This is a genomic window from Leptolyngbya sp. FACHB-671, from assembly GCF_014695745.1.
Classification (GTDB): domain Bacteria; phylum Cyanobacteriota; class Cyanobacteriia; order Elainellales; family Elainellaceae; genus JAAUTN01.
The window spans coordinates 282273-294702 of record NZ_JACJOV010000153.1 but is presented as its reverse complement, the minus strand read 5'-3'; the positions used below and the strand labels follow the sequence as shown (position 1 = coordinate 294702).

Genomic DNA, 12430 nt, shown 5'->3' with positions numbered 1-12430 from the left:
TTTGTTTAGATCGGTATTAGATGACAAACCGATCGCAGGAATTATTGTGCAACGCCCCATCTACTTAGACTGTCACGCTACCACGCCGGTTGATCCACGAGTGCTAGAGGCAATGTTGCCTTACTTTACAGAGCATTTTGGTAACCCTGGTAGCACCACTCATCTGTATGGCTGGGCAGCAGAGGCAGCGGTTAAGCAGTCACGAGAAATTTTGGCTGAGGCGATCGCCACTACCCCCGAAGAAATCATCTTCACCAGCGGTGCAACAGAAGCCAACAACTTGGCAATCAAGGGCGTAGCAGAAGCTTACTTTTCGCAGGGACGACATCTCATCACTGTGCAAACCGAACACAGCGCGGTTCTAGACCCCTGTCGCTATTTGCAGTCACTTGGCTTTGAGGTGACGTTTCTACCTGTTCAGCCGGATGGTTTGGTTGACCTGAAAGAACTGGAGCAGGCTTTTCGACCGGACACCATTTTGGTGTCGGTAATGGTAGCAAATAACGAAATTGGAGTGTTGCAGCCTTTGGCAGAAATTGGGGCAATGTGCCGTAGTCGAGGCGTATTGTTTCACACCGATGCGGCTCAGGCGATCGCCAAAATTCCCCTCGACGTAGAGACAATGCAGATTGACCTGATGTCTCTGACTGCACACAAAGTCTACGGACCTAAGGGAATTGGGGCGCTATATGTGCGTCGCCGTCAACCGAGAGTGCAACTGGCAGCACAACTGCACGGCGGTGGGCAAGAGCGAGGAATGCGAGCGGGAACGCTGTACCCACCGCAGATTGTCGGTTTTGCCAAAGCAGTGGAGTTGGGATTAGCAGAATTGGAGACAGAATCCCAACGGCAAATTCAACTGCGCGATCGCCTCTGGCAGCGCCTGAGTGAGCTTCCGGGCATTTACCTCAACGGACATTCAACCCAACGTTTACCCGGAAACCTGAACATCAGCGTCGCGGGTGTAGATGGGCAGGCGCTGCTATTGGGATTGCAGTCTACTATTGCCGTCTCTTCAGGGTCTGCTTGCTCTGCCGCCAAGATCGAACCTTCTCATGTGCTATCCGCGTTAGGACGCTCCGAGGAATTAGCCTTTGCCTCAATTCGGTTTGGCATTGGTAAATTCAATACAGAAGCAGAAATTGACCAGGCGGCTGAGGTGGCGATCGCCACCATCCAATCCCTACGCCAAACCTCAGCAAAAATATTGATTGAGCCATAAAAACTTGGGGGTCAGAGTGCAAGCCTCTAACCCCCAACCCAGTAGTTTTAGAATGTGGACTACTTGACTCCAGCCAGCAGCGGTTTCGACTCTGACGCACCTACCCGCTTCAGATTCTTGGCAAGCTGAGCATTGAGCAATACGATCGCCCCCCACTGCCCCACAATCGCCAGTAGCGGCATAAAGGCAGGCGCACCTTGAGCCAGGCAAACCCAGTGCATAGGTGAGAACAACAGTAGTGCAGTTGCCGTACCTGAACCGAACTCGGCGTAGAGGATCACACCTGCAAGGAGGGGTAGTCCGATCGCCAGCGCAACTGCACTCATTGCCCACCAACCACGCCGTTGATTTTTCATCATCAGGGTCAGTTGGGCAATCGATGCATAGATAGCAATCAGGTTCAGACTGATGACCAACCCAGTCACAACCGTCCATTTCTCCACGCCCTCTGGGTGGAAGATGATCCAGGGCAGCAGAATTGCCGCCGTGATCAGCATGTTGATGGCGATCGCCACCACAGCCGGACTCTTTTCACCCCAGATCAGGTCTTGCCACATTGACGAACGTTGCCGAGTGGAACCCGTCGTGGTTTGTGCTGACCCGATTTGCAGGCTGCTTCGCTCAAAGTGACGATAGCGTGCCCAATCTAGCAATGTTTGACGGTGAGCTGACAGCATGGCAATCAACACCAAAAACAGCACCAGATTGGCACTAGAAACTACGGCAACCTGAGCAATGAAAAACCCAGAATCATCGTAAGCATATTGCCCCCAATCGCGTATAAAGAATCCCAGCATCAACACCTGAAAGCTGATCATCAGCCCATAGCTTTGTCGCTTGCTCAGCAAGGTTGCCCCAGGGCTATGAAAACAGCGGTCTAGCGCTTGCCAAATCCAGTAACTTCCAATGCCCAGGGCAAACAGAGTAAACCCGTGCGAAAGGATCAAACTCTGCTCCAGCGGAATGTAAAACCACTGCACTGAGCTTGTTCCCGTGCTGCTGCCAATAACATATTGAGAAAAGCGGCTCCAGACGGTTAACACATTCCAGAGAAAGTAGTTTGGGATGAATAAAAAGGCGGTCAGAAATACGCCCAGGAAAGCCGTTCCAGTCGTAATCTGAATTCCACCAATGCCGCCTTGCAGCTTACCCATAAAGCCACCCAGCAGCGCAGCGCTATACAGAAAATAACAACCTGCAAACAGCATCAGGTAATAGCTCGCCGTAAAAACGGTCGGTACATCCGCTTGCATTCCCACAAATAGATGCAGTGGCACAATTGCGCCGACTGCCAGGTAAAGCAACACCGGAACTCCTAACAGTTTGCCTGTCAGTAGGCTACGGCTCCGCTGGGGACTGAGACGAATAAAATTCAGCGTTCCGCGCCGTTCTTCCTGGTCGAGGTCATTGATTAGCAGATAGACCCCAGCCAGCATTAACACCAGGATGATGCCCCAGTTTAAGGCGATGAAGATGTCTCTCCACCACATCATCCAATCAATTAAATAGTCCCCGCCCTGTTTGAGACATCCATAGCTGGCGGGGTCATACTCAGTGCAGTATTTGCTGTAAGTCCTACTGAGATTAGGAAGCTGATTGTTGAAAAAGTTGAGTAGAAGAAACTGAGCCATCAGCGACAAGCCGATCGCAATCAAAACATTGCGGGACTTGAGCCGACCCTTAAGTTCTCGAAATAGCTGAGGATTCCAGTCGCCGATTTGGTCTAGCAGATTAAGACGCATAGGTTAAGGATGAGAGATGAAGGATGAGGGATAGACACTTGAGCTGGTTGTTAAATCGTCGTTAAGTCATGGGTGAATGCAGAAAATTCTCGTCGCTTATGATGTCACGATGCTTGTTGATGCCCCAGCTTGAGGAAGATAGTTTCTAAATCTTCGCGAACACAGTGAAAGTCATTGATTGGAATGCCTGCGCCGACGAGCGATCGCAGCAACAGTGCAGATTCCTTTGGCTCTCCCGAAAATTGCACTCTGACGGTTTGGGTTCCAGGCAAAACTTCTACGTTCTCCACCTGGGGATGGCTTCTCAAGTTTTGCCGGAGTGCATCCAGCTTGCCGAGCGTTGAAATGAGAATTTGCTGACGGCTCAAGCGACGGTAGAGTTCTTGCAGGGGCGCGCTTTCTACCAGATAGCCTAACTCCATAATCCCGATCGAGGTACAAAGTTCTGCCAGGTCGCTCAGCACGTGGGACGAAATCAAGATTGTCATCCCCGCCTCTTGCAGCACTTTGATGATTTCGCGAAACTGCATCCGGGCGATCGGGTCAAGCCCCGAAACTGGCTCATCCAGCAACAGCAAAATCGGTTCGTGGATAATCGTGCGGGCCAGGCTAAGGCGCTGTTTCATGCCTCGCGACAGGGTTGCAATCAGGCTATTTCGCTTTGGCGCAAGCTGCACCAGGTTTAGCACTTCATGCAAACGACGATTGCGGTGGGGCTGCCGCAGCTTATACATTCGCGCAAAATAGTCTAGATAATCCCAAACGGTCAGGTCATCATAAAGCGGGAAGTCATCTGGCAGGTAACCAATCCGTTGCTTGATGTGAGCGTTGGTTTTATCGCGCAGGAGGCGATCGCCATTAATCAAAATCTCTCCTGTCGTTGGCTCCTCTGCCGTTGCCAACATCCGAATCAGAGTCGTTTTCCCTGCGCCATTCGGTCCGATTAGTCCATAAACTTCTCCAGCCTCAATTTCTAAATCGATGTCATTTACGGCAACCTGACGGTCAAACTGTTTGGTCAGCCCGCGAGTACGAATTGCCAGTTCCTTCGCCATAAGATCACGGAATGTAAAGGGCAGGACAAGAGGTTAATCGATAGCCTAACTGTCCCTACAAGATCTGTCGGTAAATTTTCAGAAATTGAAACTAAGTTAGGGGCTAGGGGCTAGGGTTGTGGGATGGGCATCTTGCCCGTCCAAATCCAAGCAGGCAAGATGCCTGCTCCACAAGAAACTAGAGCTTCCAGGAATTTAGTTGCACATCGCATCATTTCTCCTTCCCTTTCAGTCACTTGCCTTTTTCCCTAGTCCCCAGCCCCTAGCCCCCAGCCCCTCTTTAGCCCCTCCCTCTTCCCCTTACGGGCTAAAATAGACCCAATCACTGCCTAGCTAAAAAGTAATCATGACAACTGCTGCTCCGGTTAAGACCCAATATGAAGCAGTTATTGGGTTAGAAACCCACTGTCAACTCAAAACTGACACGAAAATTTTCTGTAACTGTTCTACCGAATTTGGCACGCCTCCCAACACCAATGTTTGTCCGATTTGTATGGGAATGCCGGGAGTGCTGCCTGTGCTCAATCAAAGGGTGTTGGAATATGCCGTCAAAGCGGGTTTGGCATTGAATTGCCAGATCGCGCCCTACAGCAAATTTGACCGAAAGCAGTACTTCTACCCTGACCTGCCCAAAAACTACCAAATTTCGCAGTATGACCTGCCGATCGCCGAACACGGTTGGCTAGAGGTTGATGTTGAAGATAAAGATGGCACTCTAGTCCGCAAGCGCATCGGCATCACGCGCCTGCACATGGAAGAAGACGCAGGCAAACTGGTGCATGGAGGCAGCGATCGCCTCTCTGGTTCTACCCATTCCCTCGTAGACTACAACCGCACGGGCGTACCGCTGGTCGAAATCGTCTCCGAGCCGGACATGCGCTCTGGGCAAGAGGCGGCTGAGTATGCTCAAGAGTTGCGGCGAATTTTGCGCTACCTGGGTGTGAGCGACGGCAACATGCAGGAAGGCTCATTGCGTTGCGACGTGAATATCTCAGTGCGTCCCGTCGGACAGGAAGAATTTGGCACCAAGGTCGAAATCAAGAACATGAACTCGTTCAACGCAATCGAACGGGCGATCAACTACGAGATTGAGCGGCAAATCGAGGCGATCGAATCTGGCGAACGGATTTTGCAAGAAACGCGGCTGTGGGAAGAAGGCTCCCAACGCACGATCAGCATGAGGATTAAGGAAGGATCAAGCGACTACCGTTATTTCCCTGAGCCAGATTTAGGGCCGATTGAGGTGACCGCTGAGCAGTTGGAAGAATGGCGATCGCAACTTCCTGAATTGCCTGCCAAAAAGCGCGAACGCTATCAGAGCGAGTTAGGATTATCTGCCTATGATGCGCGAGTGCTGACGGATGATCGGGCGATCGCCGAATACTTTGAAGCTGCCACTGCTGCCAAAGCTAATCCCAAGCTCGCTGCTAATTGGATCATGGGCGACATCAGCGCCTACCTGAATGAAAAGCGGCTCAGCATTAGCGAAATTCCCCTCCAGCCCGAAACCTTGGCAGAACTGGTTGAACTGATCGAAAGCAACACAATCAGCAACAAAATTGGCAAAGACATTCTGCCTGAACTGTTGGTGAATGGCGGCTCTGCTAAAAAGTTGGTAGAAAGCAAAGGGCTAACCCAAATCTCGGACACAGGTGCTCTCGAAGCAGCGATTGATGCTGTGATTGCTGCCAATCCCGACGAACTGGCTAAATATCGGGGTGGTAAGACTAAGCTGCTGGGCTTCTTTGTCGGGCAGGTGATGAAACAAACGGGTGGAAGAGCTGATCCAAAGCTGACCAACCAGCTTCTCACCCAGAAATTAAACGGTTAGATTGTTCAAACTCAAGTAAACTCAAGATTTAGTGAAATTCCAGGGAAACTACCACCATCCCTGGAATTTTTTGGGCAAAATCTAAAATGAGGGGTCAAACCCCTCACCCCATGCAGCGGTTTTTCTGATCTTTACAAAACTTTTCCTGAAAAACTCGTTTTGGGGGGTGACACCCCCCACCCCTTTAGTGCCATAATACGCTAAGTAGATGCACCCTGATGGTAGGGAGAGTCGTTTTAATGGCTCTCCCTTTTTTAATGGCTTCTCAAAGTAATTCTGCGCTCCCCGTCTTCCTAATCTAAATACTGCCCAGAATTCCAATCTGAGCATGGAAGTAAAGAAGTAAAACTGTTGCCATACCCAAATTCACCTTTTAGGTTCAGCAACGTTGGCTTTCTTTTGCTAAGATATCTAAGCTAGATTCATGCGGATGTGGCGGAATTGGTAGACGCGCTAGATTTAGGTTCTAGTTTCGCAAGAAGTGAAGGTTCAAGTCCTTTCATCCGCATTTCCTGAAACTGAACGTTGAATACCTCTGCAAAGGAGGCAGCAACCTGCTGGTGAACCTGATCGAGGTCAACAGTAGGAAGAAACTGTGCCAAGCTGCCAACGGGTTTATCGGCAATACCGCAGGGGACAATTTGATTAAACCCTTGCAAGTCAGGATAAACATTCAGCGCGAAGCCGTGCATTGTAATCCAACGGCTAACTTTAATGCCAATCGCCCCAACTTTACGTCCTTCCAACCATACTCCGGTTAACCCTGGCACTCGTTCACCCTGTAGACCGTAGGCTGCAAGTACTCGGAGCAACACTTCCTCTAGCTGGCGTAGATACCAGTGCAAGTCTTGCTGGTAGTAGCGCAGGTTCAAAACTGGATAGCCAACGATTTGACCGGGGCAATGGTAAGTCACTTCACCACCACGCTCGACCCGACAAACTTCTATATCTGATGTGTCTGGGTCAAACTTCAAAAAATCTAGAGTAGCGCCTTGACCCAGCGTGTAGACAGGCGGATGTTCTAGCAGTAGCAGTACGTCATCTAGGTCAGGTTGGTTACGTCGCTCTGCTACAAGCGATCGCTGCCATGACAAAGCCGTTGAGTAGGGTACAAGTCCCGGTTTGTAGAGCAAACACCGACGGGAACGAGTATCAGTTAATGAAGCGATCGCAAGTGTACCCAAGTCCATTTTTGAAATCAAGGGTGAATTGACACAAATTCAACTAAAAATGACGCTGATTCAATCAAGAATTATCAACGGATGCAAAACATTTTAAACGACACTGTTCTCCAGAATACAAAGTGCTAGGGTGAAAACATAACCTAAACACTTAGGGGAGGCGACTCCATGAAGCTTGTTATCCAGGGCAAAAACATCGAAATCACCGATTCGATTCATGAGTATGTACATCAGAAGATTGAAAAGGCAGTCAATCATTTTCAAAGTTTAACCACTGAAGTTGATGTGCATTTATCGGTAGCCCGCAACCCTCGGATAAACCCCAAACAAACCGCTGAAGTCACGATTTACGCAAACGGTACAGTCGTTCGAGCCGAAGAAAGCAGCGAAAACCTTTACGCCAGCATTGATCTGGTTGCAAACAAAATTGCTCGGCAACTGCGGAAATATAAGGAGAAACGGCAAGCAAAAGTTCACGCTCCCCTGAAGACAGCAGACGTAGTGAGCGAGCAACCTGTTGAAGCCGATTTAATCAAAGATCGCACTCCTGAGCTTCCGGGTGAAGTGGTTCGCACCAAATACTTTGCAATGCCTCCAATGACGCTTGATGAAGCGTTGGAGCAATTAGAACTGGTAGACCACGATTTTTACATGTTCCGCAACTTAGAAACAGGCGAGATTAATGTGATCTATGAGCGGAATCATGGAGGATATGGAGTAATTCAGCCGCGAAATAACAACGGTCATGTAAATGGCAAGTTTGCTCAAATCGCTCACGAAAAAAGGATTGAAACAGCAAATCACGCCCAGTCGTAGAGTATTGAAGTAAGGTTAGGGCGTGTAATATCTCGTAGGGGCGTGGCATTCGGCAGCTATATTTGTGGTTTTCAACCCAATCCTTGCCCGAATGCTACGCCCTCTCAGAATTGCATCATCTTCGTCATTGCGTAGGTTGGGTGGAGCGAATGCGGAACCCAACACAATTTAGGCAAGCACAGTTGTTGGGTTCCGCTATGCTTCACCCAACCTACAAGTTTAGAGTTAGGTGATATTAATTCACCACATTAACCGGCTTGCCTTCGATGCAAGCCTGAATATTTGCGATTAATTCTGCTCCCAATCTTGCTGCCATTTCTTCACTGTTGTAAGCAATGTGAGGCGTGGCAACAACATTACCGAGTCTGATTAGCTCCAGCATTTCTCGAGTTGGCAGTCCTGAAACTGGCTCATCTTCAAATACGTCGAGTGCAGCTCCAGCGATGCGCTTCTGATTCAAGATTTTAATCAACGCTTGCTGATCGACGATCGCCCCTCTAGCGGTGTTAATCAAATAGGCTGAGGGCTTCAACAAATTGAGCCGCCTTTCGTCAATCAAATGTCTGGACTGTTCCGTTAACGGCAGATGCAGGCTGAGAATGTCAGAGGTTGCAATTAGCTGGTCGAGATCGCCTGAAGAAGTTTTGGAGGTGGCGTGCTCAACTTCCATGCCGAGGGCGATCGCTAGCTTTTCCACTTCTCGACCGCTGTTTCCGTAACCGATTAGCCCTAGCTTTTTGCCCCGCAACTCTACCCCGCGAAATCGCTGCTGACTCCAGCTTCCTTCTCGCAAAAATAAATTTGCTTCCAGGATTCTACGCGTCACAGTAAAGATTAGCCCAATCGTATATTCTGCGACTGCTAGAGCATTGTGAGTTGGACAGTTGATGACTTTAATATTTGCTGCGCTTGCGGCTTGAAGATCAATCTGGTCATAGCCAACTGCTAAAACCACGATGTACTTTAAGTTGGGATTGCTCTTGATGATATTTTCGGTGATGTCAATCCAGCTTAAGGCAATCAATTCTGCACCGTCGATTCTTTGAATCACCTCTTCTTCGGTTGCAGGCATCTCTTCGTAGAAGGTGACTTCTCCTAAGCTTTTCAGTCTAGTTTTGTCGGTTTCTAATAAATCAGAAGGGTCGGGCAAGACAAATTTCATTTATTTAGCCTCATCGGGTGCTAGGAGCAGTTGTTCAACCCGTTGCTGCATTGCCTGATGCCGCTCCACGCCCTCATAGGTGTAGCGGTTGTAGCCGTTGAGTTCAATCTGCGTTTCGATATTTTCAATTCGTTCGTCGGCATCAGGGTGAGACGAGAGCCAGATAAACGGCAGGCTTTCTTCTTCTGCTTCTTCCAGCGTGATCATCAGGTTGCGTAATCCGTCAGCCGCATAGCCCGAAGTCGCCAGGATGCGAGTGCCAAGGGCATCGGCTTGACGCTCCATGTCGCGGCTGTAGCTCAGTACTGCCAGGTTTGCGGCATAGCCGCCATAGGGAATGAATTGCAGCAGATTGGCGGTCAAGTTACCGCTGGTGACAAGCTGAAAACCGTGTGAAAGAACGGCGTGAGACAGTTCATGAGCCAGCAAACCAGCTAGTTCTGCTTCAGAATTGGCTTCTAAAATAGCTCCAGCATTGACGAAAATTTTGCCACCAGGAAGCGCAAAAGCGTTTAGCGTTTCGTCTTGAACGACGTAAAATTCATACTCAAAGTCATCTCGACCGCTAACCTCTGCTAGCCGTTGTCCCAGTTCATTCACGTAAGCAACGATGGCTTCATCTTCAACTAGCTCTAGCTGACGTGTAGCTTGATTAGCGATGCTTTCACCTACCGCAGACTCGCCGCGCAGCATCAAGACGGTTGTTTCAATTGCCGACAAAGGACCAAATAGATTGCCGGTGAGAACGAAGCTGGCTGCCCCCGTGACGAAGTTGGCGATCGCATTTCCCCTCAACCGACTCCGTGTTCGCTCTTGAAACTCTTCTAAATGCTGATCGGCTAATGTCTGAAACTCAGCTACATCTGGGCGCTCAGGATTGAGCAGCGCAAATTGTCGGGCAGCGATCGACGCTTCCAGCCAGCGCTCATTGTCTGCCAGCGCTTCAACTCGTGCCTGAATCAACTCTGGCTCATTTGGATAAAGCGTTGTTGCCCGCTCCAGGACTGCCAGAGACTCTTCGGGCTTGTCTTGCTCGGCTAAAACTTCGGCGTGGAGCAGATGACCGGGAATAAACTCGGGGTATTCCTCCACCAAAAGCTCTAGGGGAACCATCAATCGGGTGTATAGCTCTGCTTCTCGTCCGGCGTTAGCTTCCCGCCAATAGACCTGACCCGCAGGAGACAACAGCGCCGGATCAGAAATTGCAGCGGGGCGATCGCGCACTGCCTCGGCGATAAACGGCTCTTTTGCTTTGCGATAAAGAAATTCTGCCTGTTCATACTGCCCTTGCAGATAGAGTCGATCGGCTTCGATCAAAAGCTGTTGCCGACCTTCGTTAGCCAGAGTAGTTGCAGGTTCTGCCTCGCTGGGTGAATTCGGATCATCAGTAGGGGAATCAGGAGCGATCGCATCCTCGTCTTCACCTGTAGATGAAGGAGCCTCACCGTTCTCTAAATCGGGTTTTGGCTCAGCCTCAACAGATTCAGCTTGCTCTAGTTCAGGGTTTTCTACCTCTGAGTCAGGTGCTACGGCATCTTCGTTAGTTGGAATCTCAGGATTGCTTGCTGAGGATGGGAGATCGCTTATTTCCGGTTCGCCATCGCTGATTGCAGGGTGTTCTGGATTAACTTCTACGACTTGAGCCTCGGTTGAAGGTAGCGTAGACTCAGCGATCGGTTCTAACTCAATGGGGTCGATGAGTTGCGTAACGGTCGCGTCGGCGGATTGGTGCTCAACCAGAAGCTTCTCAGGAAGGGCTGCCTGCACTGTAGGGCACAGCAGGGCTGCGCTACTACAGGCAATTAGAAAACTCCAGATTGGTTTCATCGCTCTCCAGTCCAGGTAGAATTTCCGGTAATTTCGCAAAGAATTTAGGACAGCTATATTCAGTTTGTAACTCTAAAGCAAGGAATTGGGCACAAAATATTGGGTTGTTTCTATCATTAAAACTGAAGGAACTGATAACCTATCTGGGCTGAAAGCATGAATGACAAGGGCACCAGTTATATGCTGTGGCTGATCTGGCTATTTGGACTAGCAGGAATCCATCGGCTCTATAACAAAAAGATCTTCACAGGCGTTCTGTGGATGTGTACGTGGGGTTTATTTGGCGTGGGGCAACTCGTGGATCTTTTTCTGATTCCCAATATGGTTGACGAGCACAACACCAAAGCCAGAATCAAGTTGGGTTTGTCGCCAATGGGGGTGCCTTACCAGCCAACAATTGAAACGTTGGTTCAATCGGCACCTGATTCCAAACCTTTGCTGTTGACCCAAGATCAGCTAATGCTCAAATTGCTGAAAGCGGCTGAGGCAAGAGGGGGCAAACTGTCGGTGACCCAAGCTGTACTAGATACCGAATGCAACTTTGCCGACGTGGAGAACACGCTGCGGGCAATGGCGAAAACTGGCTATGTGGCGATCGAAAACGACCCTACTACGGGAGTTGTGCTTTACGACTTTGTTGAACTTTAGATGGGTACGTGGGGCGATCGCCACTCCAATAAATAAAGACCCCAATTCATTGAAAATTGGGGTCTTTACTTAATCCACCGGATCTAGTCCTAAGATTTAGTTTCCGACTAGCCACTTCTGAGCGTTGAGTCGCTGCACTGTGTACAGCACCAACAAGTCTAAATTAACTCTTCGCTCGTCAATCATAAAGGACTCTAGCGTACTGGCCTTGCCGCCATTATCGGAATAGGTAAACACCTTAGAAGCCTGAATATCTTCCTTCAAAAAGCCAACATTGAACTGGCGCTTGCCACTCTGTAAGCGTCCAATCACCTGCCAGCACTCAGGATTTTCATCTAGCCCAGGAACGGGTATCTTCTGTTTCTCAAACTTCAGGTCTAGGTCTTGAACCCCTTGCTTGGTCAGATTCTCTTTTAGGGTCGGCAAAAAGTGCTGATTAATAAACTCAGCAAAAGGTTTGTCTTCTAAGGCAGGCGGCTTTTCTTTCTTTGCCTTAGCAGCAGGTTTGGCGTCCCCATCTCCGTCTGCGGCTTTTTCTTTAGCTGCCTTTGCTGCTGCTGCTTTGGCTTTTCTCTCTTCAGGTGAGGGTTTATCCCCAGCCGCTTTAGCAGCAGGTTCATCGGCAGGTGCTTTCTCTTTCGCATCCTCTGGGGTCGGCTTGCGCTCTGGACCAGTTGGGTCGTCGTCGGGCTTGTTTGCAGAAGGAAGCGAAGTTGCCTCTGGCTCATCTGAGCTGGGTGCGTTGTCTTCTGCCACTTCAGGAGTGTGAGCATTGCCCGCAGCAGGGTTTGCAACTTCTTCTCGCTGAGCCGTTTCAGACACCGCTGGCTTTTCGGCTGCGTCGGTCAAAGCTGCTTCAGACTTCCCATCGGCGGGAAGTTCAGTGGTTTTTGCTTCGGAATTGTTTTCTCCAGCGTTTGATTTAGCTTCTTCTGCCATTGTGAAG

Annotated in this window: 9 protein-coding genes, 1 tRNA gene and 1 pseudogene; 5 read left to right on the top strand and 6 right to left on the bottom strand. The window is 49.7% G+C overall.

The window, feature by feature from the left end:
* The first annotated feature begins 1 nt into the window (after position 1).
* Positions 2 to 1222: a cysteine desulfurase family protein gene (locus tag H6F93_RS26675; protein ID WP_199314055.1), complete on the top strand. Its 1221-nt coding sequence runs from the start codon at positions 2 to 4 to the stop codon at positions 1220 to 1222.
* Positions 1223 to 1281: 59 nt separating this feature from the next.
* On the opposite strand, the gene H6F93_RS26670 is transcribed toward H6F93_RS26675, so the two are convergent.
* Both H6F93_RS26670 and H6F93_RS26665 read right to left on the bottom strand, forming a co-directional pair.
* On the bottom strand, positions 1282 to 2964 hold the full coding sequence (locus tag H6F93_RS26670) for an ABC transporter permease (RefSeq protein ID WP_190687505.1): 1683 nt from the start codon (positions 2962 to 2964) through the stop codon (positions 1282 to 1284).
* Between the two features lie 104 nt (positions 2965 to 3068).
* Positions 3069 to 4019 (bottom strand): ABC transporter ATP-binding protein, encoded by a 951-nt coding sequence (locus H6F93_RS26665; protein ID WP_190687502.1) that lies wholly within the window; start codon positions 4017 to 4019, stop codon positions 3069 to 3071.
* Positions 4020 to 4365: 346 nt separating this feature from the next.
* Between H6F93_RS26665 and gatB the strand changes: the two genes are divergently transcribed.
* Both gatB and H6F93_RS26655 read left to right on the top strand, forming a co-directional pair.
* Positions 4366 to 5850: an Asp-tRNA(Asn)/Glu-tRNA(Gln) amidotransferase subunit GatB gene (gene gatB, locus H6F93_RS26660; RefSeq protein ID WP_190645104.1), complete on the top strand. Its 1485-nt coding sequence runs from the start codon at positions 4366 to 4368 to the stop codon at positions 5848 to 5850.
* Between the two features lie 426 nt (positions 5851 to 6276).
* Positions 6277 to 6358 (top strand) — tRNA-Leu (locus H6F93_RS26655).
* Between the two features lie 70 nt (positions 6359 to 6428).
* On the opposite strand, the pseudogene lipB reads toward H6F93_RS26655, so the two are convergent.
* A pseudogene (gene lipB / locus H6F93_RS26650) lies at positions 6429 to 7040 on the bottom strand (lipoyl(octanoyl) transferase LipB); the annotation flags it as partial.
* A 159-nt stretch (positions 7041 to 7199) separates the two neighbouring features.
* Between lipB and hpf the strand changes: the two are divergent.
* The gene (hpf, locus tag H6F93_RS26645) at positions 7200 to 7847 is read left to right on the top strand and encodes a ribosome hibernation-promoting factor, HPF/YfiA family (protein WP_190687500.1); all 648 of its coding nucleotides are present in this window, start codon (positions 7200 to 7202) and stop codon (positions 7845 to 7847) included.
* Between the two features lie 235 nt (positions 7848 to 8082).
* On the opposite strand, the gene H6F93_RS26640 is transcribed toward hpf, so the two are convergent.
* Positions 8083 to 9009, bottom strand: a complete 927-nt coding sequence (locus H6F93_RS26640; RefSeq protein ID WP_190687497.1) for a 2-hydroxyacid dehydrogenase — start codon at positions 9007 to 9009, stop codon at positions 8083 to 8085.
* Positions 9010 to 10836 carry a M48 family metallopeptidase gene (locus tag H6F93_RS26635; protein ID WP_190687494.1) on the bottom strand — a complete coding sequence of 609 codons (1827 nt, stop codon included), beginning with the start codon at positions 10834 to 10836 and terminating at the stop codon, positions 9010 to 9012.
* A gap of 156 nt (positions 10837 to 10992) precedes the next feature.
* Between H6F93_RS26635 and H6F93_RS26630 the strand changes: the two genes are divergently transcribed.
* Positions 10993 to 11484, top strand: coding sequence for an NINE protein (locus H6F93_RS26630; protein ID WP_190645108.1), 492 nt, complete (start codon positions 10993 to 10995; stop codon positions 11482 to 11484).
* Between the two features lie 96 nt (positions 11485 to 11580).
* Here the strand turns inward: H6F93_RS26630 and H6F93_RS26625 are convergent, their stop codons facing one another.
* Positions 11581 to 12423 (bottom strand): DUF2996 domain-containing protein, encoded by an 843-nt coding sequence (locus tag H6F93_RS26625; RefSeq protein ID WP_190687491.1) that lies wholly within the window; start codon positions 12421 to 12423, stop codon positions 11581 to 11583.
* Between the last annotated feature and the right edge of the window lie 7 nt (positions 12424 to 12430).